The sequence below is a fragment of the Comamonas sp. HJ-2 genome, assembly GCF_053615495.1.
On the sequence record NZ_JBSIFD010000028.1, the window covers coordinates 35,507 to 59,801 of the forward strand.

Sequence of the window (24,295 nt, forward strand, 5' to 3'; positions counted from 1 at the left end):
AACTGAAGAGAGGGTGTCTTTGACGCCTTCGCCTCGGATTTCATGGTGGCGGCTGGACATTGTTCGCATTGCCTGCCCGTTCAGTAACGATAGGTGGCAGTCAGCAGAAAGTTGCGGCGTTCGCCGTAGAAGCAGTCGCCGCGCGACAGGCATTGGGTGATCACCACCTTGTCGCCGATATTGTTGGCATGCAGGGCAAGGCGCCAGTCGCCGGCGTCATAGGCCACCATCGCGTCTGCCAGCAGGGACGAGGGCGTGTCGATGGCAGAGGTGCCGCTCCACTGTGGTCCGATATAGCGCAGACCGGCGCCGAGACTCCAGCCTCCGCGGCCCTGAGCGGCAAATCGATGCATCAGCCAACTGGAGGCCATATGGCGCGATACCGAGGCCACGCGCTGCCCCTGGTCGCCAGCGTTGCTGCGGCTGATTTTTGCGTCGGTATAGGCATAGGCCAGCGTCCAGTCCCAGTTTCTGGCCAGGCTTGCGATCAGCTCGGCTTCAAAGCCCTGGGTTTTGACCTCGCCCAGTTGCAGGCTGTTGAGCGGGTTGCCCGGATCATTGGTCTTGCGATTCTGTTCGCGCAGGCCGTAAACCGCGGCATAGCCAGAAATGCCTTTGCCCTCGGGAATCCATTTCACGCCGGCTTCCAACTGCTTGCCGCGCTGGGGCTTGAACGGCGTGCCGTAGAAGTCCACGCCGCCCAGTGGCTGGAAGGACTCCGTGTAGCTGACATACGGAGCCCAGCCGCCACCGGCCTGATAGGTCACACCCAGGCGCTTGGTGGTGGCAGAGTCGTCGGCAGCCGCTGCCGGGCGACCTTCGGTCTCGGTTTTGGCCTTGTCGTGACGCAAGCCTACTGTCGCGGTCCAGGGGCCCCAACGCAACTGGTCCTGCAGATAGAAACCGAGCTGGCGCTGTGACACGTTGGGCGCACGTAGCAGCCGGGAGGCCGAGGGCGGCGTGAACGTGCCATACACGGGGTTGTAGACATCCAGTGCCGTGCCTGGCCCGCGCCAGCTGGATTGGTTGCTGGTGTTGCGCTGCCAGTCCATGCCTGCAAGCAGCTGGTGCTGAACCTCACCGGTTTGCAGCAGCCCTTCGAGCTGTGTGTCGACCAGCAGCATGCGTCCGCCATTGATCTGCCATACGGCATCGCGCTGTACGGTGCGGCCGTTGGCGTCAAACACCGGACGTGCCGGACGGCCCGTGGCTGCGTTGGCTGCAAAGCTGGTGTAGAGCGTGCGGTAGTCCACCTCGCTGATGGTGCGGCGCAGGTTCTGACGCAGTGTCCATTGAGGGCTCAGACGATGGCTGAACAGATAGCCAAAGGACTTGTTTTCGGAGTCGTACTTGTCCCAGCCTGGTTCGCTGATAAAGGTGTTTGTCGGAATCTGTCCGTAGGGGCTGGGCAGGCGCGTGCCCTGCCAGGGAAAGAACTGGGTGATGGAGCCGCTCTTGTCCTTTTGGTACAAGGCTTGCAGCGTCAGCGAAGTATCGGTACTGGGACGATAGGTCAGCGAAGGCGCAATCACCACGCGGTCGTCCTTGACATGATCGACCTGGGTGTTGCTGTCGCGGCCCACGGCCACCAGGCGGTAGAGCCACTTTCCTTCGTCGTCCATGGCGCCTGTCATGTCGCTGGCAATCTGCTTGCGGCCGTGGCTGCCCAGCTGTATCTGCACCTCACGCATGCGCTCGGCCTGGGGGCGTTTGCTGGTCAGGTTGAGCACACCGCCCACGCTGCCCTGGCCATAAAGCACGGAGGAGGGGCCGCGCAGGAATTCCACGCGCTCCAGCGTGTAGGGCTCGACCTTGATGTTGTTGTAGGTGCCGTAAGTGCGCAGCAACCCGTCCTGGTACTGGCTGACATCACCGCCGCGGGCCTTGAAAGAGTCCACGCGGTTGTCGAAATAGCTGGAGTTGATGCCCGCCGTGTAGCGTGTGGTTTCGCGCAGTGTGGTCACGCCCTGGGCTTCGAACTGGTCGCGCGTGACTACGCTGATGGATTGCGGCGTTTCGATCAGGGGCGTATCTGTCTTGGTGGCCGAGATCGCACGCCGGGCGACAAAGCCGCTGACCGGACCTGTGGCTGTTTCGCCGGCCAGGCTGTCTTGCACGGTAACGGGGGCCAGCATGACTTCGGCACTGCCGTCTGCGCTGTGTGCGGGAAGCGAGGTCTGTGCCTGAGTGCCAAGGCTCAGGCAGGCCAGGGCGCTGAGCAAGGCCAGCGATGGTCGGCTGGGTATGCCGGGGAATGGGTGGTTCATGGTGCTGCTGTCAAATAGATGGTCACGGACAATGACCACCAGGGGTGGTCGGAGCGGTTGCCGGAGTGAATGGGGGGCTGCGTCAGGGCCTGATGGCAGACGGCAGGGCGGGGGATGGCATGCCGTCCTTGACGCTGAAGCTCAACGTGGTCACATAGCTGGCCTCGCCATAGCGCTTGCCTTGTGCTTCGCCGCCTTGCTTGTCGCTGTGATGTACTTCGGCCACGTACAGGCCCTTCCAGGGCAGGGCAAAGTTGACCCGGCCCTGCTCGTCGCTTTGTGCCTCGCGCGACCAGCCCGAGGGGGCGACGATTTGCACCTTGGCCTTGGGCAGGGCCTGACCGTTGAAGCTCACCATGAATTGGCCCGGCTGGCCCGTGGGCACCAAATCCAGGGCCTGGGCATTGACGGCCACGGCCTGTGTCGACGTTGCTACCCAGCGGGCCGCAGGTACCCACAGCAAAGCTGGCTCATTGCGCTTGCTGCGGTCAATCAAGGGATAGGAGGCGCTGGCAAAAAGGGTTTGGGCCTGGCTTGCCGCGTTGTAGCTGAAACCCGTGGCATTTCGCCGGCCGCTCAGTTGCTGCGTGCCGCCGGCTGTTTGCTGGGCCAGCGTGGGCGTGGCCAGAAATTTGTCCAGCGCCCCGGGCGAAGTCTCACGCAGGTTGTCATTGAACTCACCAAAAAACAACTGGGCCTGGCCGCCATCGTTCTCCAGCCAGACTTGATGAGCATGGGCTGTGCCCAGACTGGCAAGCAGCAGAGTGGCGAGAGCAATGGGATGATAAAAATTGCGCATGAAAATCTCCTTGGATGCTGGATAGGTGAATGAATTGCTCTGCACGAGTGAAGGTCTTCTGCCCGATATCCAGACTCAAGCACCGGTCTGGATTCCAAGAAAAGAGAGCCTGTTGATCTTTTGTATGGCCCTGTGCTCTTTCCTTGCACCTCTTGTTCAATCGATTGGCCACGGCCAGCCATGCAAGGGCCGAGGCGGCTGCTGCATCGCGATGCGCATGCAATGTCCTTGCCCGGTCATGATCGGGATTCCTGTTGCATCAATAGCTGCCTGGGTTCTCAGTCATTGATGCTCAGCGACTCGCTGATTCGTAGCCCCTGCGGGTTCCGAGTGCAGTCCGTCAAGGACCGAGGCGGTCGAAGGTAAAAACCAGTATTCCCAGCGCCAGTGCCATCAAGCCAAACAGAGGCAGGCGCTGCGCTTGCCAGGTCGCCATGCTGGTGGCGGCCAGAGCCGCCAGGCACAGAGCGGCCGTCCACACGGTGGCCGACATGGCAGTGGTGGCTGCGCCCGGAAAGCCCAGAGCAATGCCCAGTGACAAGGCCAGCAGGAGCCAGCCGGCTTGGAACAGGCGCTGGCGGCGCAGTACTGCGGCGGGAGCTTCACTATCGATATTCGGCCAAGCGTCTTCATGGTGTCGGTCCATGGCCAGGGCAAGAGCCGTCCAGGCGGCAAAGCACAACAGAAAGTCGAGCAGCATTGCTATGCCTCCTGCGCAGTGTTGTCGCCAGGGATCCCTTGGGAGCCGGGCTTGCGTCCCGGGGCTGTCGCAGCCTTGGCGGGGAGCGCATGTCTGGCTGCAGGCTGGGATTTGCGTTGCAGCAGATGTCGGGTGAGGGCGGCAAGCATCAGCCCCATGGCCGCAAAACTCAGGTCCATGCCGGCCCAGCTCCAGTCCATGGCTGGCAGGCTGATGCCCAGATGCGTTGAAGTGGTCAAGGCATTGACCAAAGGCAATAGCAGGTATGCGGTGGCGGCCATGCCCAGCACCAGTGCCCATCCTTGGCGTGTGGGCCGGATCAGGCCCAGCAGCAAGGCCAGCGCCCAGGTGCCGAAGAAGCAGGACAGTTCGGCATCGGGGCGGCCTGGCATCTCCAATGGCAGCAGCCGGTTGGCCAGCAGATAGGCCGCGATCGCCAGCGGCAGACCGCCCATGAGGCCGATATTGAAACTTGCCACCAGCCGTTCGCCAAAGGGCAGGGGGGCGGCAGGTGTCTTGCGCAGGGCCTGGGCGCGGCGCTTGACCGACCACAGTATCAGGCCCGAGGCAATCATCATCGAGCCCATGACGCCAAAGCCAAACAGCACCCAGCGCATCCCGATGTCGGCGAAACGCCCCAGATGCAGGCCGTAGAGCACGCCATAGGTTTTGATGGCCGGGCTTTGCGGATCGACCTGGGTTTGCAGCTGGCCGGTGCGGCCATCGAAACGCAGCCGCGCTGGTCCGTATTGCAGCCTGTCGCCGTCGTGGCGGGTGATCTCCACCAGCGGGCCCTGGCTGTCGCTGCGCACGGTGATGCTGCCGACACGACCGCCCCGCCATAGCTGACTGGCCTGGCTCAGCATGGGGCCCAGATCCAGCATGGGCAGGGGTTCGGCCTGTGCGTTGCTGCCACGCCTGGCGCTGCGCGCACCGGGAACATCGCCCTGCAACTCGGAGAAATAGCTTTGCGAATCCGTTCCTTTTGCGCCAGGGTAGGCGGCGGCTATGCCGGCCGGCATATACATGGCGTGAAAGATCATCAGACCGCTGAACGTAATCATCAGATAGAACGGCAGCACCAGTACCCCCGAGACGTTGTGTGCGTCCAGCCAGGCGCGCTGTCCGCCCTTGCGCGGGCGAAAGGTGAAGAAGTCCTTGAAGATGCGGCGATGCGTGACCACGCCGGTCAGCAAGGCAATGAACATCATCAGCGTCGCCGCGCCCACCACCCAGCGGCCCTGGATCGTCCAGCGGCCCTTGTGAGCGGTGCGAAGCTCGAAATGGAAGCGGTAGAAAAATTCTCCGCCAGCGGTCTCTCGGGCCTGCAGTGCGGCCCCGGTTTGCGGGTGCAGCAGCAAAGTCTCGAAGCGGCTGTTGGGCTTGTCGCGCCACAGCATATTGACGGCCGGCGTGCGTTCATCGGGCAGACGCATGATGAAGTTGCTGACACCCGGCGCGTGCTCGTGCAGCGCCGCCTGGGCGCGTTGCGCAACGTCGCTGTCGGACGGTGGCAGGCCATGCAGCTCGGGTCGCATCCACAGATTGAATTCGTTCTTGAAGAAGCTCAGCGTGCCGGTGACGAAAATCGCAAACAGAAGCCAGCCCAGAATCAGTCCCGACCAGGTATGCAGCCAGGACATGGCCTGGCGAAAACCCTCCTGCTCGGGCTGGCGCGTGGTTTTGGCGCTTGTCTTGGCTTGAGGGGCGGTCATGCTTCCGCCCCCAACCACAATGGCCCATACAGCGCTGCGCTTAGGGCTAGGGCAGGAAGGAGTACACCGGCCCAGGCAAGCCAAGCCGTGCGTGCATAGAAGGTCCAGGCAATAGCCATGGCGTAGATGACCCAGGACAGCAAAGTAGCGGTCATCACCGCCTCCACGCGGCCCATCAGGGAACTCAGCAGAAGACTCAGGGTCGCCGTACTGACTGCGGCCAGCGCATAGCCTCCAAGGACGGCAGCCAAACTGCGCGAGGCAACCGCAAGGCGGTAGTGAATAAGGGGCGATGTGGCTTTCATACCGCCTCCTGATGCGCTGGAGCTGGGCGGCAAGGATTGCCGCAGACAGGAGCTGCAACGACAAAGCGCGGGTGAATCACCCTTGGCGAGGAAAAGCAGGTATACGGAGAGCTCAGCATGACAGACAACCAAACGATGCAGTCGGTTCGCTGGCTGGCTTGTGTCAAGAAATCATGCTGGCATGCGAAGAAATGTAAAGCCGATTATAGATGTAATTGAGAATGATTGTTATTTATTTGTTATTCGGCTTACAGAGCCTAAAAAGCGACATCTGAAGTTCTTCCCATCATTGGGCCATTGCCTGCCTGGCGGACGCCTGAAGGCCCTTCCTGGAGCGGTGGGCGACTCATCGCCGGGGCAGACCGGTATTCCCCTGAGCCCTACCTGGTGCGCAAGCTAGTTCTTCTTCTCTTCTGCACACGCTCTATTGCGACCACCACGGATGGCAGCTGAACTGGCTGAAGCGGCGAGTGCATTGTGTGCAGGATGCTTAGGATCTGGCACAGGACACCTTCATGCGTCTTCTCAGTCAGTACTCGCAGGAATTGCAGGAGCGTGCTTTTTTGCCGCTGTGTTGGCGGGCGGAATGGGCAGCCGCGATGCACAGGCCCTGCATGGGCTCTCTGGCCGTTCTGGTCTCTTTGCTGTTGTGGTTCACCTCGACTCAGGTGAGCGACGATGTCGGGCCTGCTCTACGGGCTGATGCTCCTGCCGCAGGTCCTGCTTCACCGGGATCCCGCGGCTGCCGCCGTGCTGCTGCTTGTCATGGGCTGGCTCCATGGAACGTCTGCGACGGTATCGATTACCAACAATTGTCGGCATTGGCCTGCAGACTTCGGAGTTGCAACGCACAATGCCAGCCTGTGTTTTTTAATCGTCGTGATCATGTCCGATTCTTCTGCGGCTTTGCCAGCCAGTCTGACACCATCCATGCGCGATGTGCTGCGTCGCATGGAGCGGGCCGCGCGCGCTCCCATGCACGAGCTCGGTGCGGAAGCTGCCAAGGCGGCTTATGAAGCTGGCGCCGGCGTGCTTGAGATCCCCAAGCAGGCCTTGCCCCGTGTGGAGGACCTGCAGATTCCCTCACGCGACGGAGCGAATCTGCCGGCCCGCCTCTATGCTCCTGTGACCCGCGATGAAGCCCCCGCTGCGGGCTTGCCTGCGCTGCTGTATCTGCATGGTGGCGGCTTTACGGTAGGCAGCGTGGCCACGCATGACCAGCTTTGCCGCCAGCTCGCACACCTGGCGGGTTGCATGGTTGTGTCGCTGGACTACCGCCTGGCGCCGCAGTTCCAGTTCCCCGTTGCACATAACGATGCCTGGGATGCGCTGCAGTGGCTGACGACCCATGCGGCGAGCCTAGGGGCGGATGGCAGCCGCATGGCTGTCGGTGGCGACAGCGCCGGCGGTACGCTGGCGGCAGCCTGTGCCATTGAAGCGCGCAACGCCGGCCTCAAGCTGGCCTTGCAACTGCTGATCTACCCGGGCACCACGGCGCACCAGGATACCGACTCTCATCGCCGCTTTGCCCATGGACTGGTTCTTGAAGAAGCTTCCATCACCTGGTTTTTTGCGCAATATATCGCCAGACGCCAGGATCGCGAGGATTGGCGCTTCGCTCCTTTGCTGGCTCCCGATGTCGACGATGTCGCACCCGCCTGGATCGGCCTGGCCGAGTGCGATCCCCTTGTGGATGAGGGCGTGGAATATGCTGACAAGTTGCGCATGGCAGGCGTGCCTGTGGATCTGGAAATCTACAAGGGCGTGACCCATGAGTTCGTCAAGATGGGGCGCGTGATTGCCGAGGCGCGTCAGGCGCACCGGGACATGGCGCAGGCCTTGTGCGGCGCGTTTGGATTGAATTGAAACCAGAGTGAGAACCATGAATCGACAGGACTTTCGCAGCTTTACCCGTATCGAGGTGCGCTGGGCCGAAGTGGACGCGCAGAAGATCGTCTTCAATGCCCACTATCTGATGTATGCCGATGTGGCCATCACCAACTACTGGCGCCAGCTGGCCATTCCTTACGAGGCAGGCTTTGCATCGCTGGGCGGCGAGCTGTTTGTGAAAAAGGCCAGCACGGTCTATCACGGATCGGCCACTTTGGGCGATGTGCTGGATGTCGGCATCCGCTGCGTCAAACAAGGCAATACCTCGCTGCAGTTCGAGGCAGGCATCTTCCGGGGCATGGAGCTGCTCAACACCGTGGAGCTGGTCTATGTGTTTGCCGACGCGGCGACGCAGACCCCCAGGCCCGTACCCCAGGCCATGCGGGATCTGCTCACGGCCTATGAAGCAGGGCAGGAGGTCGTCACGCTGCGCTCGGGCAGCTGGAATGATCTGGGGCGCGATGCCGAGCGCCTGCGCCTGGCCGTGTTTGTGCGCGAGCAGGGCGTGCCGCGCGAGATCGAGATCGACGAGCTCGACCCTGTGGCGCGTCATGTGGTCTTGTTCAACGGCTTGAACCAGCCCGTGGCCACGGGCCGGCTGGTCAGCGATGCGCCGGGCGTGGGGCGTATCGGCCGCATGGCCGTGGATCGCAGCGTGCGCGGCGGCCGCTGGGGGCGCATGGTGCTCGAGAGCCTGATGGATGCGGCGCGCGATCGCGGCGACAAGGAAATCGTGCTGCACGCGCAGCGCCATGCCGAAGCCTTCTATCTGCGCGCCGGCTTTACGCCGGTAGGCGAGCCTTATGAGGAGGCAGGCATTCCCCACATCACGATGTGCAGAGTGCTTTGATACATCTTTTTTGATAGCTTGAAGCGCTTTGTCTGAAGGCGTTCAGGCTCGATTTTATGCTTGATGTGAAGGAGCGCCCATGGCAAGAATCATGACCGTCCTCAGCCTGATCGGGGTGGCGGTGGCCGCCTATGTGGCTTATCGCTACGGGGTCTTCTGAGTCCGTTCGGCCGAGGTCCTGGACAGAGGTGGGCGGGCGGCTGAAGGTGGGGGCCACCCGCTGGCGAGAGCGCTCTGCGGCGGCCTGCTTCGCAGGCCTTGCCGCACGCAGGCTCGAGCCCAGCCCTTTCTCCGCTGCGTGCCGGCGGCATTGCTGCAGCTGATCCTTCAGCGCGGTGATGGCCCTATGAGCGCAGGCTTCGTCCAGATGGCCGCCAGGCGCACCGGCTACGCCAATGGCACTAATGGCATCAATGGCTTCATTGCCGATCTTCAGGGGCACGCCGCCGCCCAGCACCAGGAAGCCGGGGATATTCGCCATGCCGGCTGCATCGGGATTGGACTGAATGGCTTTGGCGAGGCCGCTGGTGGGGTTGCGCGACGAAGCAGAGGTGAAGGTCTTGGCGTGCGAGGCTTCAGCGGTGTGAGGGTCGGCACCATCGGCACGCACCATGGCCAGCAGCACGCCAAAGCGGTCCACCACCGAGGCGCTGACGTTGTAGCCGTCGGCGCTGCAGGGCACCACGGTCTGCCGGGCCAACTGCACGGCGCTGGTGCTGGCAATGTTACGGGTGGAGGCGGTCGCTGGAGCTGCGCTGCGGGCTCCAGCAAAGTCTGGCCGTTGAGGCGTCGCAGACCACTGCCATCCGGCAGGACGTTGTCGTCCAGCAAGTGAGAGGAATCAATGCGAACGCAGAGCCAGCTTTCGGGGTCTGCTATCTTTTTGAGGAAAAGATAATGACCCGGGTGCAAGTAAAGTTTAGCGGTGGCCGGGCCCGCACTGCCAGGCCTGCGGCAGTGCGGGTTCGAGACGTTCAGATATCCGCCAGCAGCTCGTAGGGCAGGGGCTGGGTCTGCAGTGCGATTCCCTTGCCCGCATCGGCGCTCTGGCCTTCGGCCAGCGCTGCATGGGCAAACAGATCGTCGCGGGTGGAAGAGGCAATCTGCATCGAGACGATGGCATCCCAGCCGCCTTGCACAGCTGCTGCTGCCTGCACCACGGTGCCGGTTGCCTGCTCGAGGTCTTCGGCGCTGAAGACTTCCTGGCCGACGCTCAGAGCCTGCTCGGCATGAACCAGATAGGCGCGGCGCTTGAGCGTGCCGCGGAACTGGCTGCGAGCCACCACTTCCTGGCCGGGGTAGCAGCCCTTCTTGAAGTTGACGCCGCCCAGGGATTCGTAGTTCAGCATCTGGGGCACGAAGGCATCGACCACGGGAGCCGATAGCGTGGCCACGCCGCTCTGGACTTCGGACCATTGCCAGAGGTCTTCGCTCAGCAACTGCCCTTCGGGGGCCTGGCCCGTAGGGCCTACCCAAAGCGCACGCTGGTTGCCTGCAGCGGGGTAGAGCGCGATCACATGGGCATCGCCTTGCTGCTGGAGCGCCCAGGCAGCAGCATTCTTGCCGGCAAGCTGCTCGGCGGCCTGGCCGGCCAGGCCGTAGAGAGCAAAGTCGGCTGTTGCATCGCTGAGCTTGCACTGGGCGCGCAGCACAAACATGGACAGGCGCTTGAGCGTGGGGGCCAGCAGGCTGCGGTCACAGATCAGCACGATTTCGTCGGCGCTGAGCCTGAAGCCGATGAAGCTGGCCAGCATGCGGCCCTTGGCCGTGCAAAAAGCCGCAAGGCGGGCCTGATCGAACTTGAGCAGCGCGAAATCGTTGCTCAACTGGCCGTGGAGAAAGCTGGCTGCGTCGGCGCCAACGGCGCGGATGACACCAAGGTGGGAAATGGGGGTAATGCCGTTCAGGGGCAGCGTCTTGGGCTGGGTCATGGCTGAATTATGATCGTCGCTCTGTGTACTGATGGATCTAGCTTGTGCGTGCCCTTATTCGAGCACTGATATTTTTGCTGCTTCTGGCTGCCCTGGCGGCGGGAGGCGCCTGGTGGTGGCTGAACCAGCCGCTGCAGTTGTCCGAGCCCAGTCTGGAGCTGGAGATAGAGCCCGGCACCACGCCGCGTGGCGTGGCGCAGAACGTGGTCAAGGCCGGGGTGCAAACCGATGCGCGCCTGCTCTATGCGTGGTTTCGCCTCTCGGGCAAGGACCGCGCCATCAAGGCCGGCAACTACGAACTGAGCACGGGTCTCACGCCCTATGTGCTGCTGCAAAAGCTGGCGCGCGGCGAGGAAAGCCTGCGTGCGCTGACTCTTGTCGAAGGCTGGAACTGGCGCCAGGTGCGTGCGGCGCTGGCGCGTGAGGAATTCCTCAAGCAGGACAGCGCAGGGCTCAGCGACGAGGCCGTGATGACGGCACTGGAGCGCGCGGGCGTGCCGCCCGAAGGCCGCTTCTTCCCCGATACCTATACCTACGCCAAGGGCAGCTCGGACATGGCTGTGCTGCGCCGTGCGCTGCATGCCATGGATCGTCGTCTGGCCGATGCCTGGGCCATGCGGGCGGCCAATACCCCGCTCAAATCCGCCGATGAGGCCCTGATCCTGGCCAGCATCGTGGAAAAGGAAACCGGCCGCGCCGCAGACCGCGCGCAGATTGCCGGCGTTTTCTCCAACCGCCTGCGCATAGGCATGCGTCTGCAGACCGATCCTTCGGTCATCTATGGCGTGGGGGCCAGCTTTGACGGCAATCTGCGCAAGCGTGATCTGCTGGAGGACACGCCCTGGAACACCTATACCCGTGCGGGTCTGCCCGTCACGCCGATCGCCATGCCCGGCAAGGCTGCGCTGATGGCGGCCGTGCAGCCCGATCAGACGAAGGCCCTGTATTTCGTGGCCAAGGGTGATGGCACCAGCCATTTCAGCGCCTCGCTGGACGAGCACAATAGGGCCGTCAACCGCTACCAACGCGGTCAATAAGCAATCCTTGAGGGCGGCAGGCCGTGGTCTGAGCCCTGTGTCGAATCAAACAACTGGTGCCGCCATGCGCCGCACTAGAGGAAATATCAGTGAGTACAGCTTTATCCAAGGGTCTGTTCATCAGTTTTGAGGGCATCGATGGCGCGGGCAAGTCCTCGCATATCGAGGCACTGGCCCAGGCTTTTCGCGATCAGGGCCGGGTGGTCACGCTCACGCGCGAGCCCGGAGGCACGCCATTGGCCGAAAAGCTGCGCGCCCTGATGCTGCATGACGCCATGGACCCGCTGACCGAGGCGCTGATCGCCTTCGCGGCCCGGCGCGACCATCTGGTGCAGGTCATAGAGCCGGCGCTGGCGCGTGGCGAGGTGGTCATCAGCGACCGCTTCACCGATGCCACTTTCGCCTACCAGGGCGCGGGCCGCGGCTTCAGCTGGGAGCAACTGTCGGCTCTGGAGCGCATGGCTCAGACCGGTACCGCGCTGCAGGCAGGGCCGTCCCTGGACTTCATGCGCGAGCCCGACATGACGCTGTGGTTTGACCTGCCCGCCGAAGTGGCGGCCGAGCGCCTGGCCACGGCCCGTGTTCCCGACCGCTTTGAAGCCCAGCCCGGCGAGTTCTTTGCCCGCGTGGCCCAAGGCTATGCGGAGCGAGCCCGGACGGCGCCTCAGCGCTTTGTGCGTATCGACGCCCATGCCAGCCGCCACGCCGTGTGGCAGCAGATCACCCAGGCCGTGGTGCGCAAGGGCTGGCTGGCCATCATGGTGGGCAGCAAGCCATGAGTGCCGGCGACGTTGAAGCGCCCTGGATCGCCGCGCAGCGTGGCCGCCTGCTGGCCCAGCGTGGTCATGCCTGGCTGCTGCAAGGGCCTTCGGGTCTGGGCCAGTACGCACTGGGCCTGTCGCTGGTGCGCGCCTGGCTTTGCGAGCAGCCGTCTGCGCAAGGCGCTTGCGGCCACTGCGCCAGCTGCCATGCCATTGAGGTGCGTGCCCATGCCGATCTGTGCGTGCTCATGCCCGAGGTGCAGATGATGGAGCTGGGCTGGCCGCTGCCGGAAAAGGCCCAGGCCGACATCGACGACAAAAAGCGCAAGCCCAGCAAGGAAATCCGCGTGGAAGCCATGCGCGATGCCGTGGAGTTCTGCCAGCGCACCAGCGCGCGCGGACGCGGCAAGGCCGTGCTGGTCTACCCGGCCGAGCAAATGAATGCGATTACCGCCAACGCCTTGCTCAAGACGCTGGAGGAGCCGCCCGGAGACACCCGCTTCGTGCTGGCCAGCGAGGCAGCGCACCAGCTGCTGCCCACCATTCGCAGCCGCTGCCTGACGCACACCATGACCTGGCCCGCAGCGGCCGAGGCCGCACAGTGGCTGCAGGCGCAAGGTTTGAACGAGCCGGATGCCGCAGCGGCCTTGCAGGCCGCCGGCGGTCGACCCGGCGATGCGCTGCGCATGGCGGCGGACGCAGGCAAGGCCGCAGCCTGGGCGCAACTGCCAAGACAGCTGGCCAAGGGAGATGTGGCTGCGCTGGCGGCTTTTGCTCCCGTGGATGCCGTGCAGGCGCTGCAGAAAATCTGCCACGACCTGATGGCTCTGGCCGGCGGCGGCGAGCCCCGGTATTTCTCACCTGCCGATCTGCCGGGCAAGCCGCTGCCCATGGCGCTGCTGGCCGAATGGTCGCGCGAGCTGGTGCAGGCGGCGCGCACGGCCGATCACCCCTTCAATGCCGGGTTGATGATGGAGGCCCTGGCTTCCAGGGCGCGGGCGGTGCTGATCTCGGGCAAAGCCGCCAGAGCCGTGCGCTAGGTCATGAGGCAAGGGTTTGGTCAAAATTTTTCCGGGTGTTAACCTCGCGAGTACAGCCGCCCGGCTGCCACAAGAATTCTGCTATCCACTATGAACGCAACTACCACCCCTCGTCCCAGCGTGATGCAGCTGGCGATCAAGGAGAAGGCGGCGCTGTATGCCGCCTATATTCCGTTGTTCGCCGAAGGGGGGATTTTTGTGCCCACGCAGCGTGACTACCGATTGGGCGATGATGTCTATGTGCTGCTGACCCTGCCCGACGATCCGCAGCGCTACCCGGTCGCGGGCCGTGTGGCCTGGGTGACGCCCGAGCGTGCTTCCGGCAATCGCACCCAGGGCGTGGGCATCCAGTTTCCCAAGGATGCCAAGTCCGCCGAGCTCAAGGCCAAGATCGAGCAGATTCTGGGCACGGCCCTGAGCTCCGAGAAGCCGACCCAGACAATCTGATTTTTAACACTGGCGCGCTCCCACATCAGAGACGCCGAGCAAGAGCCGTCTCGCAGCGATGGCGTCGACTCCTGGGGGAAGCGGCGCAGCCGCTCAGGGGAGGTCCAATTTCTATGTTTACCGATTCCCACTGCCACCTGAATTTCCCCGAGCTGAGCGCCAATATTGCGCAGATCCGCGAAGCCATGGCTGCCGCCAAGGTCACGCGCGCGCTGTGCATCAGCACGACGATGGAAGAGTTTCCCGAAGTGCACCAGCTGGCGCTGGACTACGACAATTTCTGGGCCACCGTGGGCGTGCACCCCGATACCGAGGACATGACCGAGCCCAGCGTGCAGGACCTGGTGGAGCGCGCCGCGTTGCCGCGCGTGGTGGCCATCGGCGAGACCGGTCTCGATTACTACGGCATGGAAGACCGCAAGGGCGGTCGCACGATTGCCGATCTGGAATGGCAGCGCGAGCGTTTCCGCACGCATATCAGGGCTGCGCAGATCACGCAAAAGCCGCTGGTCATCCACACCCGCAGCAGCTCCGACGACACCCTGGGCATTTTGCGCGAATGCGGGGAGGCCGATTCCGCCACCCAGGCCGGCGGTGTCTTTCACTGTTTCACCGAAACGGCCGAAGTGGCCCGTGCCGGTCTGGACATGGGTTACTACATCTCCCTGTCGGGCATCGTGACCTTCAAGAATGCCCAGCATCTGCGCGACGTGGCGGCTTTCGTGCCACTGGACAGGCTGTTGATAGAAACCGACAGTCCTTATCTGGCGCCCGTGCCCTACCGCGGCAAGACCAATAATCCTTCATACGTGCCCTTTGTGGCCAAGCAGATTGCCGAGGTGCGCGGCATTTCCATCGAGGAGGTGGCCGCCGCCACCAGTGCCAACTTTGACCGCCTGTTCAAGGGCGTGACCTTGTCAGCGAACTCTGGAGCCAGTGCATGAGTCTTTTTGCTGCCCCATCGATTGCATCGTCATTGAGCCGCCGCCAGAGCCTGCGCTGGGCCGGTGCTGCTGTCGTCGGGGTGGCGGGCCTGCCAGGACTGGCACGAGCCAATGACTACGAGGACTATTCGCGGGCGCTGGTCAGCGACAACTCCAGTGCCATGGTGAATCTGATCTTTCGCGGCTTCAACGCCAACACTCTGGATTCGCGCGGGCGGCCGGGGCTGGTGGCGGCCCTGCATCAGGACTCGCTCAAAGTCTTCGACGTGCTGCTCAAGGCTCCGCGCATCGATGTCAATCTGGCCTCGCGCCAGAATGAGACACCGCTGATGATGGCCTGTATCAAGGGCCATCTCGACATTGTGCGCGAGCTGATCAAGCGCGGTGCCGATGTGAATCGAGAGGGCTGGGCGCCGCTGCATTACGCGGCCTCTGCCGATACGCCGCAGACGCTGGACATCATCAAGCTGCTGCTGGAGGAAAGCGCCTATATCGATGCCGCCTCACCGAACGGCAGCACGCCGCTGATGCTGGCCGCCCAGTACAGCAGCGAAGCCGTGGTCAGGCTGCTGCTGCAGGAGGGGGCGGACATCACGCTGCGCAACCAGCGCAACATGACGGCAGCGGACTTCGCCAGACTCGCGGACCGGCAGTACATGGTCGATCTGCTGGGCAAGGCGCTGCAGCATGAGCGCCGTACTCAGCCTCCCCGAGGGAGCTGGTAGCGGACGGGTTCAGTACCGGTCTAGCTATTTTGATAGCTGCTAGCGTCCAATGAAAAAGGACTTCAGAGTTGTTTGACTCTGAAGTCCTTTATTTATATGCGGTAGCAGCTCTTAAATTTGAGGCTCGCCAGGGGTCGAGCTGCGCACCTGGTTGTGCAGGCGGGCGTAGAGGCCGCCCAGCTCCATCAGCTGTGCATGCGAGCCCTGCTCGGCAATCTGGCCGCGCTCCATGACCACCACGCGGTCCGCATGCTCGATGGTGGACAGGCGGTGGGCGATCACCAGCGTGGTGCGTCCCTGCATCAGCCGGTTCAGGGCTTGCTGGACCAGGCGCTCGGACTCGTTGTCCAGCGCCGAGGTGGCTTCGTCCAGAATCAGGATGGGCGCATCCTTGTAGAGCGCGCGCGCAATGGCCAGGCGCTGGCGCTGACCGCCCGAGAGCTGGCTGGCATTGTGGCCCACCAGGGTGTGCAGGCCCTGAGGCAGATTGCGCACAAAGTCGCCCAGATTGGCCGCCTCCAGCGCGGACCAGACGCGGGCCTCGTCAATATCCTTGCCCAGCGCCACATTGGCCGCGACGCTGTCGTTGAGCATGACCACGTCCTGGCTGACCATGGCGAACTGCTGGCGCAGCGTGTTCAGGTCCCAGTCGGCCACGGGCACGCCTTCCAGAGTGATCTGGCCGCTGGTGGGCGAGAAAAAGCGGGGCAGCAGATTGACCAGCGTGGTCTTGCCGGCACCGGACGGCCCGACCAGGGCCACGACTTCGCCGGCCCTGACGTTCAGGCTCAGGTGCGAGAGGGCCGGAGCCTTGTCCGCGCCGAACTGCACGCTCACATCGCTCAGCTGCAGCGCGCCGCTGACCTTGGCGGCGGGCTTGAAACTGCCGCCTTGCTCGTCGGTGGAGCCTTCGAGCAGGGCCAGGCCACGCTCCAGTGCGGCCACGCCGCGCGTGATGGGGTTGGCCACATCGGCCATGCGGCGAATGGGCGCAATCAGCATCAGCATGGCCGAGATGAATGCGGCAAAGCCGCCCACGGTCACATCCTGCACGCTGGCCGAGCCGATGGCGGCGCCGCCTTCGCGGCTTTGCCACAGGGCGATGCAGAGAATCACCGACAGCGCAATCGCTGCCAGCACCTGGGTCAGCGGCGTCATGGCGGCCGAGGCAATGGTGGCCTTGGTGTTCAGGCCGCGCAGCTGACGGCTCAATTCGCCAAAGCGCGACTGCTGCGAAGCCTGGGCACCATGCAGGCGCACCATGCGGTGGGCCAGCACGTTCTCCTCCACCACATAGGCCAGCTCGTCGGTGGCCGTCTGGCTGGACTTGGTGATGCGGTAGAGGCGGCGCGACAGCGTCTTCATGACCCAGGCCACGCCCGGCACCATGAAGGCCACGATCAGCGTGAGCTGCCAGTTCAGATAGATCAGGTAGCCAAGCAGGGCGATCAGCGTGAAGCCGTCGCGGGAGATACTCATCATGGCCTGCACCAGCTGCTGGGCACCGGTCTGCACCTCGTAGACGATGGTGTTGGACAGCGCCGATGCCGATTGCCTGGAAAACAGGCTCATGTCGGCGGCCAGCAGGCGCTCGAACAGCTTCTGGCGCAGACCCAGCATGCCGTCATTGGTGATGCGTGCCAGCGCGTACTGCCCCGTGAACTGGGCCAGGCCGCGGATGACGAACAGGCCGATCAGAAACACCGGCACCGTCCACAGCGCAAGCGAGCCAGCCGTAAAGCCGCTGTCGAGCAAAGGCTTGAGCAGTGCCGGCATGGCGGGCTCGGTGGCTGCCCCCACCAGCGTGGCCAGGATGGCCAGACCCCAGGCCCAGCGCTGGCCCGAGAAATAAGGCGTCAGGCGCTTGAGGCGCTGCATCAGCGGCAGCTCGGATGGATTGACGGGGGCTGCTTGAGCGGGAGCTGGGGCAGGGACGGCCTTGGCGGTCTCGCTCGGCGATGGGGACGGTGTGGCTTGCATAAGCGCGTGATTTTAGGGCTTGTGCTTTTGGAGTCCGCACGGATCTCAATAGATGAAATTCTGGATGAAGTTGTAACTAACTATGCCTGTTTGAATATAAAGCGCAAGCCTGCGGCAGAATCGGCGAGGGGATTGCCTCTGCGCTCATGCAGACTCTGGCATGCTCCCGATCTGAAAGTTTTGTGGCACTTGCGTTTGATCACCCTACTGAGCACGTTCTTACATCAGGAATCCGTCAGTGTGTGTAACATTCGCGCTTGTGTTTGTACCGGGCAATTCCGGAAATTTTGATGGCTGCCAATGACTATTGACCGACTTCCATCCCTGACAACCTGGGCGGCAGGGCCGCGCGCTTCCCGCAGAGCCATGCTGGCAACGTTAGCCGCCACGCCGGCCCTTCCGGCACTGGCCCAGTTCAGGGTTGAGGTAACAGGCGTGGGCCTGACACAGTTGCCGATCGCAATTGCCCAGTTCAAGGGAGAAGGCTCGGCCCCACAGAAGATTTCCGCCATCATCCAGGCCGACCTGGAGCGCAGCGGACAGTTCCGCGGCGTGGATGCCTCGGGCCTGGCGCTTGACGAGACCTCACGCCCCGATGTGGCCCAGTGGCGTCAGAAGGGTGCCGATTCGCTGGCGACCGGCAGCATCACGCGTCTGGCGGATGGCCGCTGGGATGTGCGCTTCCGCCTTTGGGATGTGGTCAAGGGCCAGGATCTGGGTGGTCAGGGCTTCGCAGTCACCACCGGCGATCTGCGCCTCGTGGCCCACCGCATTGCCGATTACATCTATGAAAAGCTCACGGGCGAGAAAGGCATTTTCTCCACCCGCATTGCCTATGTGACCAAGGCCGGTGCCCATTACCGCCTGTGGATTGCCGATGCGGACGGCGAGAATGCCCAGTCCGCGCTGTCCAGCCCCGAGCCCATCATTTCCCCCGCCTGGGCGCCCAACGGCACCCAGCTGGCCTATGTGTCCTTCGAGTCACGCAAGCCCGTGGTCTATGTGCACGATGTAGCCAGCGGCCATCGTCGTCTGCTGGCCAACTTCCGCGGCTCCAACAGCGCTCCCGCCTGGTCGCCAGACGGCAGCCGTCTGGCCGTGACGCTGAGCCGCGACGGCGGCTCGCAGCTGTATCTGCTCAGCGCCCAGGGCGGTGAGCCCCGCCGTCTCATGCAAAGCAGCGGCATCGATACCGAGCCCTGCTTCTCCAGTGACGGTCGCACCATTTACTTTGTCAGCGATCGTGGCGGTGCACCTCAGGTCTACAAGGTCTCGTCCTCGGGCGGCAGCGCCGAGCGAGTGACCTTCACCGGCAACTACAACATCTCGCCCGCCATCAGCCCCGACGGCAAATGGCTGGCCTATATCTCCCGCGTAGGCGGTGGTTTCAAGCTCCAGGTCATGGATCTGGCGACAGGCACAGTGAACTCGGTCACGGACACCACGGCGGACGAAAGCCCGAGTTTTGCGCCCAATAGCCGTCTGATTGTTTACGCCACCATTCAGGGCGGCCGTGAAGCACTCATGACCACAACGCTGGACGGCAAGATCAAGGCGCGTCTGGCCGGTGCAAGTGGAGACATACGTGAGCCCGACTGGGGCCCGTTCCAAAAACACTGATCTGAAGTTTGCTTTCCCTCTTTCTTTCTAGTGATGAAGTCCGTTGTGGACTGTTCGGAGAAATCTCATGTTGACTATCAAACGTCTTTCCCTGGCTTTGGCTGTGACCGCGCTGGTCGCAGGTTGCAGCTCTGGCGTCAAGCTGGACGACAAGCCCGTTGACGGTTCGCTGTCCAGCCAGGGTGCCGGCACCAGCGGCCAGGGCCAAAGTGGCGTGTCGGGCGTGGACCTGACCGGTTCCGCCGCTTCCAAGGCAGGCCCTCAGGGTGTCAGCCGCATCGTCTACTTCGACTTTGACAGCTACTCCGTCAAGGCTGATGCACAGCCCCAGATCGAAGCCCATGCCAAGTTCATCAAGGCCAACCCCGCTGCCAAGGTGCAGCTGGAAGGCCATACCGACGAGCGCGGCGGCCGTGAATACAACCTGGCCCTGGGTCAAAAGCGCGCTGAAGCCGTGCGCCGTTCTCTGGGCCTGCTGGGCGTGAACGACGCTCAGGTTGAAGCGGTGAGCTACGGCAAGGAAAAGCCCGCTGCTGAAGGTCATAGCGAAGACGCTTACGCCCAGAACCGTCGCGTTGAAATCAACTACCGTTAATGATGAAGCAGGCCTTGTTGACTCTCCGTCACGCAATGCTGCCTCGCATGGTGGCGGCCGGCCTGCTGGCCGGCTCTGCCATCAGCGCCCATGCAGCCCTGTTTGGTGATGACGAGGCGCGCCGCGCCATCATCGAACTGCGCCAGCGCGTTGACAGCCTGCAGCAATCGCAGGAGCAGACCCGCCGCAGCCTGCTGGATCTGCAGTCGCAGATCGAGTCGCTCAAGTCGGACCAGGCCAAGCTGCGAGGTCAGAACGAGCAACTGACACGCGACGCTGCGGAGTTGCAGCGTGGCCAGAAAGATCTGGCCAAGGGCTTTGACGAGCGCCTGCGCCAGTTCGAGCCCGTGAGCGTCACCGTGGACGGCGTGGAGTTCACTGCCGATCGCAATGAGCAGCAGGAATTCGAGCAGGCTCTGGGCATGTTCCGTTCGGGCAAGTTCCCCGAGGCCGGTCAGGCCTTCGCCGCTTTCCTGCGCCAATGGCCCAAGAGCGGCTATACGCCGTCGGTGCGCTTCTGGCTGGGCAACTCGCAGTACGCCACGCGCGACTACAAGAATGCCATCGCCAATTTCCGTTCGGTCATGACCAATGCGCCCATGCATGCTCGTGCACCCGAAGCGGCCCTGTCCATCGCCAACTGTCTGGTGGAACTCAAGGACACCAAGGCAGCTCGCAAGACCCTGGAAGAGCTGCTGCAGGCCTATCCGAACTCGGAAGCCGCAGGGATTGCCAAGTCCAAGCTGGCGACGCTCAAGTAATGGCCGAATATTCACAGCCTCAAGCGGAAACAGCGCCCCGATCCGGCGCTGTTTTTTCTATGGAAGAAGCAGATGTGCAGCGCCGCTTTGGCGGTTTGGAGCGCCTCTACGGCGTGCAGGGGGCAGCCCGGATTCGTGCGGCCCATGTGGTGGTGGTCGGTGTGGGCGGAGTCGGTTCATGGACGGCCGAGGCTCTGGCGCGCAGCGGCGTGAGCCGCTTGACTCTGATCGATATGGACCATGTGGCCGAGTCCAATATCAATCGCCAGATTCATGCGCTGACCAGCACTGTCGGTCAGGCCAAGATCGATGCCATGCGTGATCGCATCGCCGAGATCAATCCAGCCTGCGAGGTCAATTGCATCGATGAATTTGTCGACCCAGACAACTGGCTGCAACTCTTGCCGGCAGATGCCGATGCGGTGATAGATGCTTGCGATCAGATCAAGGCCAAGGCCGAAATGGCGGCTCATGCGCGCAAAACCAGGCAGTGCTTTATCTCCGTCGGTGCTGCAGGTGGCAAGCGCATGGCCCACTTGGTGGACATTGCAGACCTGAGTGCGACAACCCATGATCCGCTTCTGTCGCAGCTGCGCTACCGGCTGCGCAAGCAGCATGGTGCCCCCAAGGATGGCAAGCGCATGGGGGTGACTTGTGTGTTCAGCCGCGAGGCCGTCGCACTACCGGATGCATCTTGCTCAATCGAGGGCGGTGATGGCAGTCTCAACTGCCACGGTTATGGCTCGGTCGTGGCTGTGACAGCTACCTTTGGTCAGTGCGCAGCAGGCTGGGTACTTGATCAATTGGCCCGCAAACCAAGCTAATCCAACTAATTCAAGAATTAGGCAAAGAGCCGGAAAAAATAGATTACAATAACGTCATTCCACTGATTAGGCAACTACTGCTTTTGATGTGTGGCAGGGTCTTTAGCTCAGTCGGTAGAGCAGCGGACTTTTAATCCGTTGGTCGCGAGTTCGAATCTCGCAGGACCCACCAGAATGCATAAGCCGCTACAGCTATTAAAGTTGTAGCGGCTTTTCTGCTTTATGTGACCACATATGTGACGGGTCTCATATCCAGTGATTCCATACAGTGGTCATACAGTCATTACGGCTGTCTCGTTCGGCTGCGCAGTCGCCCGCCATCGGGCCTTGATGTAACGCTCCGTTGTGGCCTTGTCCGAGTGGCCACAGAGCAGCTGGATCTGCTCGATGGGCGTCCCGGCTAGCCACATATCGGTGGCACCTTTGCCCTTGAGGTCGCGGAAACCGAAGGAGGCCATGGGCGGGATGTTCTTGGTTGCCCTGATCTCGTTTGCGGTCCTGATGGCCTTGCCGAGCATGGAATTGATGCCACCGTAGGTGTACCCAGTGCCCGCTCGGGTGTGCACCAGTGGTTGGTCCATCTGTGGATTCGTGCCCACGGCACGATTGATCAGTTTTTCCAAGCCCTCAGTCATCGCAATCTTCAGCCTTGTGCCCGTCTTTCCCTGCTCGAAGGTGATGATGCGATTCCCTGTGTGTGGATCGCGTGCGAGGACTTTCGGCGTCCAGTAGATGATGTCGCTCTCCGGCCGTTGCAGGGTACGGTAGGTAAGCTCCATCAGTACGCGCACCTGGGGCCAGGCCAAGGCATAGACCTCCTGATACTCCTGATGAGTGACATACCGATCGCGCTTTTTCTCTGAGTTTTCGCGCGTGCCGCTTTTTTGCATACACGGGTTGATCTTGAGGCCGGGGCATTTGTTTGTGCGAATCAGCCAGGACAGGCACGAACTAAGGCATGCCTTTTCCCGGTTGGCGCGCACTCCACGCTCAGCCGCAGAGCCTGCATCCAAATAGGCTTGGACATGGTGGGGCTCAATGTGCTCAGGGAGCATTGCCCCAAAGAACACTTTGAGCGGCTCTGAATCCTTTGTGTAGTCGGAGAGAGTCCGCGGGGCCAGGTCCTTTATGGACACACGCTGTTGGCAGTCCACCAAGAACTGATCCAGCCAGTACGCGGTGGTGCCATAGTTGTCCGCCGGGCTGTTGTAGATGGCAGCTCGCTCCTTCGCAGCACGGACATCAGTGCCCATGCGCTCCCACCGGCCGTCCCTGTGGCGGTAGTAGAAGGCATTGTGTTTGAAGGAAAGGCGAGTGCCAGCGAGACCCATAGGGTCTCCATCTTTACGTGCTCGTCCCATGTTTTCTCTGTTTGAAGAAGGATTGCAGCCCGATTACGTTGGGTGTGGATGAGGCTGCGCTCGTGCTATGGCCCGAGGTCACGGCATTGCTGCCGGTCATGACTCTGTCGAACTCCGTGCGCGCGACAAGAGGGCGACCGCTGGGCTTTGGCTTCACCACCATGCCCAGGCGCTCCAGAAAGCGGATCTGCGCGGCCCCATTTTTCAGAGGAGAGCAGATCTCATTGATCTCCGCATCGGTGAGGTATGGCCATGGATTGTTCATGTTCGCCTCCATGAAAAACCCCGCATCGGCGGGGCTCGGGGTTTCGGTTTTGCTGCTTCTCTTTTCGAGCGCGGCGGATCTCACGTTTAGATAGGCGGTTCATAGCGCGCGGTTTCTCACATCAATCACTGGCGCCACCTTGGCCTTAGCTGTTCTGATGCGCGCCTTCAGGCGGGCCTCTTCCTTTTTTAAGGACTCGACTCCATCTCTGAGGTCATTTAGGCTTTTCTGAACATGCTTGTGGTCTTCCCAGGCACGCTGCAAGCGAGTGACTTCCTTTTGCAGAAAGTCGAACGGGTCGAAAACCTGGTCGCAAGCGGCGCACCGCACGGTGCGGCTGTGATCATCCAGGGATATCTTTTTGTGTTCGCAGAAGTTGTGCCAGTTCTTATTGGCTGTGAGCGTCTGCTCCGGGATCTCTGTGCTGGGGAAATGGCGTATGTTGGTGTCCTGGGCCATATCAATTCACCTTGATAGCGAACACCTGCACCGGGCTTTCGCCGAAATGCGGGTGGGTTATGGTCTTGATCGTGTAGCCGCGCCAGGGGCGGGATACGCGGCGAGCGAGGTCATCGCGCGCCGGGTAGCCCTTGGCCAGTTCGATACCCTCGTAGTGCCGTCCGTCCAGGCGCTTGCGCCAGTAGGGGGTCACGAGGCGGTATTCCTCCGCTTTGGTGCCGGCCTTGATTGCATCGAAGTACTCGCCCTTGAGCGACAGGTGCAGGGTCTTCACTCCCATGGCTTCCATCCATTCATGATTGCGGCGACAAGGACAGCGCCGGCAGCAAGCCAGAAGCCCAGCCATGCGATGCCCTCGCCAATTGCTTTTGCTGCTTCAGTGCTCATGCTTGCGGCGCTCCTTCCTTGGCTGCTTTCTCGTACATCCACCACGGGAGCGGTGGAATGCCTGCTTGAACTGGGGGAGAGGTATCACTTCCCATTGCTCAGCTCCTTCTGTGCCTGCGCGCGCTGAGCGGCTCTGAATGAGCGAAGAATGAATCGCACAAGGCGTGCATGAGCCCGCACAAGATCCTTGTCCTGGGTCCAATGCCATCCGGAGAAATAGCAAAAGCCTTGCTCATACTCGGGGTGCTCTCGCGGATACTGCTTGTTCAGCATCGCGTCGGCTTCATTTTTGGCTGCAGCGCGGGCAGTCAGGTAGTCGCGCCCCTTTGTTGGCGCGCGATACACGGGGCGGCTTGAAAGCGTGATCGCGGCCATCAATCACCCCCTTGGGTTGCCTGGGCAGCGAGGGCAGCTTCAACCGCTGCCGGTTCAAACAAAGTGTGCACGGCTTCGAATTCGACCCAGTTGCCGCAGTAATCTGGAGTCCGGCGGACGTTGCCCTTGTCATCCAGGAAGAAGGAATAGCGCTGCAACTTGCAGAATTTCTGCCTCACAGTGTTAATTTCCACGCAAAACTGACCCGCCATTTCCATCTCAAACTGACCCACCCTTTGGCTTGAGCCGTAAGGCTC

The 24,295-nt window shown here is 62.3% G+C and carries 24 protein-coding genes, 1 tRNA gene and 2 pseudogenes; 13 read left to right on the top strand and 14 right to left on the bottom strand.

The window, feature by feature from the left end; translation table 11 throughout:
• Nucleotides 1-80: 80 nt before the first annotated feature.
• The 5 genes from ACWGXF_RS20495 to ACWGXF_RS20515 all read right to left on the bottom strand — a co-directional run bounded on the left by ACWGXF_RS20495 (nt 81) and on the right by ACWGXF_RS20515 (nt 5,786).
• Nucleotides 81-2,267, bottom strand: coding sequence for a TonB-dependent siderophore receptor (locus ACWGXF_RS20495; RefSeq protein WP_452102422.1), 2,187 nt, complete (start codon nt 2,265-2,267; stop codon nt 81-83).
• Between the two features lie 82 nt (nt 2,268-2,349).
• On the bottom strand, nt 2,350-3,066 hold the full coding sequence (locus ACWGXF_RS20500) for a DUF4198 domain-containing protein (protein WP_202787192.1): 717 nt from the start codon (nt 3,064-3,066) through the stop codon (nt 2,350-2,352).
• 340 nt (nt 3,067-3,406) lie between these two features.
• The gene (locus ACWGXF_RS20505; RefSeq protein ID WP_039051138.1) at nt 3,407-3,766 is read right to left on the bottom strand and encodes a DUF3325 domain-containing protein; all 360 of its coding nucleotides are present in this window, start codon (nt 3,764-3,766) and stop codon (nt 3,407-3,409) included.
• A 2-nt stretch (nt 3,767-3,768) separates the two neighbouring features.
• Nucleotides 3,769-5,481 carry a PepSY-associated TM helix domain-containing protein gene (locus ACWGXF_RS20510; RefSeq protein WP_452102423.1) on the bottom strand — a complete coding sequence of 571 codons (1,713 nt, stop codon included), beginning with the start codon at nt 5,479-5,481 and terminating at the stop codon, nt 3,769-3,771.
• On the bottom strand, nt 5,478-5,786 hold the full coding sequence (locus ACWGXF_RS20515; RefSeq protein WP_452102424.1) for a DUF3649 domain-containing protein: 309 nt from the start codon (nt 5,784-5,786) through the stop codon (nt 5,478-5,480). Before ACWGXF_RS20515 ends, ACWGXF_RS20510 begins: the two co-directional genes overlap by 4 nt.
• A gap of 885 nt (nt 5,787-6,671) precedes the next feature.
• Here ACWGXF_RS20515 and ACWGXF_RS20520 point away from each other — a divergent pair.
• Entirely contained in the window at nt 6,672-7,652 is a 981-nt protein-coding gene (locus ACWGXF_RS20520; protein WP_452102425.1) for an alpha/beta hydrolase, read from the top strand.
• Between the two features lie 16 nt (nt 7,653-7,668).
• Nucleotides 7,669-8,526, top strand: coding sequence for a GNAT family N-acetyltransferase (locus tag ACWGXF_RS20525; RefSeq protein WP_452102426.1), 858 nt, complete (start codon nt 7,669-7,671; stop codon nt 8,524-8,526).
• 313 nt (nt 8,527-8,839) lie between these two features.
• On the opposite strand, the pseudogene ACWGXF_RS20530 reads toward ACWGXF_RS20525, so the two are convergent.
• Both ACWGXF_RS20530 and ygfZ read right to left on the bottom strand, forming a co-directional pair.
• Nucleotides 8,840-9,289 (bottom strand): annotated as a pseudogene (locus tag ACWGXF_RS20530) (GlcG/HbpS family heme-binding protein); the annotation flags it as partial.
• Nucleotides 9,290-9,500: 211 nt separating this feature from the next.
• A complete protein-coding gene (ygfZ, locus tag ACWGXF_RS20535; protein WP_452102427.1) occupies nt 9,501-10,457 on the bottom strand; it encodes a CAF17-like 4Fe-4S cluster assembly/insertion protein YgfZ in 957 nt (318 codons plus the stop codon).
• Between the two features lie 44 nt (nt 10,458-10,501).
• Here ygfZ and mltG point away from each other — a divergent pair, with 44 nt between their 5' ends.
• The 6 genes from mltG (at nt 10,502) to ACWGXF_RS20565 (ending at nt 15,411) form a co-directional block, all read left to right on the top strand.
• On the top strand, nt 10,502-11,494 hold the full coding sequence (gene mltG, locus ACWGXF_RS20540; protein WP_012837770.1) for an endolytic transglycosylase MltG: 993 nt from the start codon (nt 10,502-10,504) through the stop codon (nt 11,492-11,494).
• 89 nt (nt 11,495-11,583) lie between these two features.
• Nucleotides 11,584-12,273, top strand: a complete 690-nt coding sequence (gene tmk / locus ACWGXF_RS20545) for a dTMP kinase (RefSeq protein ID WP_452102428.1) — start codon at nt 11,584-11,586, stop codon at nt 12,271-12,273.
• Entirely contained in the window at nt 12,270-13,295 is a 1,026-nt protein-coding gene (gene holB, locus ACWGXF_RS20550) for a DNA polymerase III subunit delta' (RefSeq protein ID WP_046460631.1), read from the top strand. Before tmk ends, holB begins: the two co-directional genes overlap by 4 nt.
• A 123-nt stretch (nt 13,296-13,418) precedes the next feature.
• A complete protein-coding gene (locus ACWGXF_RS20555; protein WP_012837773.1) occupies nt 13,419-13,742 on the top strand; it encodes a PilZ domain-containing protein in 324 nt (107 codons plus the stop codon).
• A gap of 113 nt (nt 13,743-13,855) precedes the next feature.
• Complete coding sequence (locus ACWGXF_RS20560; RefSeq protein ID WP_003061510.1) at nt 13,856-14,686, top strand: TatD family hydrolase; 831 nt, start codon at nt 13,856-13,858, stop codon at nt 14,684-14,686.
• A complete protein-coding gene (locus tag ACWGXF_RS20565; RefSeq protein WP_452102429.1) occupies nt 14,683-15,411 on the top strand; it encodes an ankyrin repeat domain-containing protein in 729 nt (242 codons plus the stop codon). The genes ACWGXF_RS20560 and ACWGXF_RS20565 overlap by 4 nt, the downstream gene beginning before the upstream one ends.
• 111 nt (nt 15,412-15,522) lie before the next feature.
• Here the strand turns inward: ACWGXF_RS20565 and msbA are convergent, their stop codons facing one another.
• A complete protein-coding gene (gene msbA / locus ACWGXF_RS20570) occupies nt 15,523-17,391 on the bottom strand; it encodes a lipid A export permease/ATP-binding protein MsbA (protein ID WP_452102430.1) in 1,869 nt (622 codons plus the stop codon).
• 300 nt (nt 17,392-17,691) lie between these two features.
• On the opposite strand from msbA, the gene tolB reads away from it, so the two are divergent.
• The 5 genes from tolB to ACWGXF_RS20595 all read left to right on the top strand — a co-directional run bounded on the left by tolB (nt 17,692) and on the right by ACWGXF_RS20595 (nt 21,363).
• Nucleotides 17,692-19,011, top strand: a complete 1,320-nt coding sequence (gene tolB, locus ACWGXF_RS20575) for a Tol-Pal system beta propeller repeat protein TolB (protein ID WP_034361226.1) — start codon at nt 17,692-17,694, stop codon at nt 19,009-19,011.
• Between the two features lie 67 nt (nt 19,012-19,078).
• The gene (pal, locus tag ACWGXF_RS20580) at nt 19,079-19,606 is read left to right on the top strand and encodes a peptidoglycan-associated lipoprotein Pal (protein ID WP_003061517.1); all 528 of its coding nucleotides are present in this window, start codon (nt 19,079-19,081) and stop codon (nt 19,604-19,606) included.
• The gene (gene ybgF / locus ACWGXF_RS20585) at nt 19,606-20,367 is read left to right on the top strand and encodes a tol-pal system protein YbgF (protein WP_202787201.1); all 762 of its coding nucleotides are present in this window, start codon (nt 19,606-19,608) and stop codon (nt 20,365-20,367) included. Before pal ends, ybgF begins: the two co-directional genes overlap by 1 nt.
• The gene (locus ACWGXF_RS20590; protein WP_256630116.1) at nt 20,367-21,191 is read left to right on the top strand and encodes a tRNA threonylcarbamoyladenosine dehydratase; all 825 of its coding nucleotides are present in this window, start codon (nt 20,367-20,369) and stop codon (nt 21,189-21,191) included. Before ybgF ends, ACWGXF_RS20590 begins: the two co-directional genes overlap by 1 nt.
• Nucleotides 21,192-21,287: 96 nt before the next feature.
• Nucleotides 21,288-21,363: transfer RNA gene (locus ACWGXF_RS20595), tRNA-Lys, on the top strand.
• A 100-nt stretch (nt 21,364-21,463) separates the two neighbouring features.
• Here the strand turns inward: ACWGXF_RS20595 and ACWGXF_RS20600 are convergent.
• From ACWGXF_RS20600 to ACWGXF_RS20625, 6 genes and pseudogenes are all read right to left on the bottom strand, one after another.
• Nucleotides 21,464-22,522 (bottom strand): tyrosine-type recombinase/integrase, encoded by a 1,059-nt coding sequence (locus ACWGXF_RS20600; RefSeq protein WP_452102431.1) that lies wholly within the window; start codon nt 22,520-22,522, stop codon nt 21,464-21,466.
• Between the two features lie 13 nt (nt 22,523-22,535).
• Nucleotides 22,536-22,817 (bottom strand): hypothetical protein, encoded by a 282-nt coding sequence (locus ACWGXF_RS20605; RefSeq protein WP_452102432.1) that lies wholly within the window; start codon nt 22,815-22,817, stop codon nt 22,536-22,538.
• A gap of 99 nt (nt 22,818-22,916) precedes the next feature.
• A complete protein-coding gene (locus ACWGXF_RS20610; protein WP_452102433.1) occupies nt 22,917-23,276 on the bottom strand; it encodes a hypothetical protein in 360 nt (119 codons plus the stop codon).
• A 1-nt stretch (nt 23,277) separates the two neighbouring features.
• Nucleotides 23,278-23,556: an ASCH domain-containing protein gene (locus ACWGXF_RS20615; protein ID WP_409338892.1), complete on the bottom strand. Its 279-nt coding sequence runs from the start codon at nt 23,554-23,556 to the stop codon at nt 23,278-23,280.
• A gap of 191 nt (nt 23,557-23,747) precedes the next feature.
• Nucleotides 23,748-24,038, bottom strand: a complete 291-nt coding sequence (locus ACWGXF_RS20620) for a hypothetical protein (RefSeq protein WP_452102434.1) — start codon at nt 24,036-24,038, stop codon at nt 23,748-23,750.
• Nucleotides 24,038-24,295 (bottom strand): annotated as a pseudogene (locus ACWGXF_RS20625) (hypothetical protein); the annotation flags it as partial. The gene ACWGXF_RS20620 and the pseudogene ACWGXF_RS20625, both read right to left, overlap by 1 nt.

Excerpts from the sequence above, each read along its gene's own strand:
- ACWGXF_RS20495 (WP_452102422.1), bottom strand. The coding sequence starts at position 2,267 with ATGAACCACCCATTCCCCGGCATACCCAGCCGACCATCGCTGGCCTTG.
- ACWGXF_RS20500 (WP_202787192.1), bottom strand. The coding sequence starts at position 3,066 with ATGCGCAATTTTTATCATCCCATTGCTCTCGCCACTCTGCTGCTTGCC.
- ACWGXF_RS20505 (WP_039051138.1), bottom strand. The coding sequence starts at position 3,766 with ATGCTGCTCGACTTTCTGTTGTGCTTTGCCGCCTGGACGGCTCTTGCC.
- ACWGXF_RS20510 (WP_452102423.1), bottom strand. The coding sequence starts at position 5,481 with ATGACCGCCCCTCAAGCCAAGACAAGCGCCAAAACCACGCGCCAGCCC.
- ACWGXF_RS20515 (WP_452102424.1), bottom strand. The coding sequence starts at position 5,786 with ATGAAAGCCACATCGCCCCTTATTCACTACCGCCTTGCGGTTGCCTCG.
- ACWGXF_RS20520 (WP_452102425.1), top strand. The coding sequence starts at position 6,672 with ATGTCCGATTCTTCTGCGGCTTTGCCAGCCAGTCTGACACCATCCATG.
- ACWGXF_RS20525 (WP_452102426.1), top strand. The coding sequence starts at position 7,669 with ATGAATCGACAGGACTTTCGCAGCTTTACCCGTATCGAGGTGCGCTGG.
- ygfZ (WP_452102427.1), bottom strand. The coding sequence starts at position 10,457 with ATGACCCAGCCCAAGACGCTGCCCCTGAACGGCATTACCCCCATTTCC.
- holB (WP_046460631.1), top strand. The coding sequence starts at position 12,270 with ATGAGTGCCGGCGACGTTGAAGCGCCCTGGATCGCCGCGCAGCGTGGC.
- ACWGXF_RS20555 (WP_012837773.1), top strand. The coding sequence starts at position 13,419 with ATGCAGCTGGCGATCAAGGAGAAGGCGGCGCTGTATGCCGCCTATATT.
- ACWGXF_RS20560 (WP_003061510.1), top strand. The coding sequence starts at position 13,856 with ATGTTTACCGATTCCCACTGCCACCTGAATTTCCCCGAGCTGAGCGCC.
- ACWGXF_RS20565 (WP_452102429.1), top strand. The coding sequence starts at position 14,683 with ATGAGTCTTTTTGCTGCCCCATCGATTGCATCGTCATTGAGCCGCCGC.
- msbA (WP_452102430.1), bottom strand. The coding sequence starts at position 17,391 with ATGCAAGCCACACCGTCCCCATCGCCGAGCGAGACCGCCAAGGCCGTC.
- tolB (WP_034361226.1), top strand. The coding sequence starts at position 17,692 with ATGACTATTGACCGACTTCCATCCCTGACAACCTGGGCGGCAGGGCCG.
- pal (WP_003061517.1), top strand. The coding sequence starts at position 19,079 with ATGTTGACTATCAAACGTCTTTCCCTGGCTTTGGCTGTGACCGCGCTG.
- ybgF (WP_202787201.1), top strand. The coding sequence starts at position 19,606 with ATGATGAAGCAGGCCTTGTTGACTCTCCGTCACGCAATGCTGCCTCGC.
- ACWGXF_RS20590 (WP_256630116.1), top strand. The coding sequence starts at position 20,367 with ATGGCCGAATATTCACAGCCTCAAGCGGAAACAGCGCCCCGATCCGGC.
- ACWGXF_RS20600 (WP_452102431.1), bottom strand. The coding sequence starts at position 22,522 with ATGGGTCTCGCTGGCACTCGCCTTTCCTTCAAACACAATGCCTTCTAC.
- ACWGXF_RS20605 (WP_452102432.1), bottom strand. The coding sequence starts at position 22,817 with ATGAACAATCCATGGCCATACCTCACCGATGCGGAGATCAATGAGATC.
- ACWGXF_RS20610 (WP_452102433.1), bottom strand. The coding sequence starts at position 23,276 with ATGGCCCAGGACACCAACATACGCCATTTCCCCAGCACAGAGATCCCG.
- ACWGXF_RS20615 (WP_409338892.1), bottom strand. The coding sequence starts at position 23,556 with ATGGGAGTGAAGACCCTGCACCTGTCGCTCAAGGGCGAGTACTTCGAT.
- ACWGXF_RS20620 (WP_452102434.1), bottom strand. The coding sequence starts at position 24,038 with ATGGCCGCGATCACGCTTTCAAGCCGCCCCGTGTATCGCGCGCCAACA.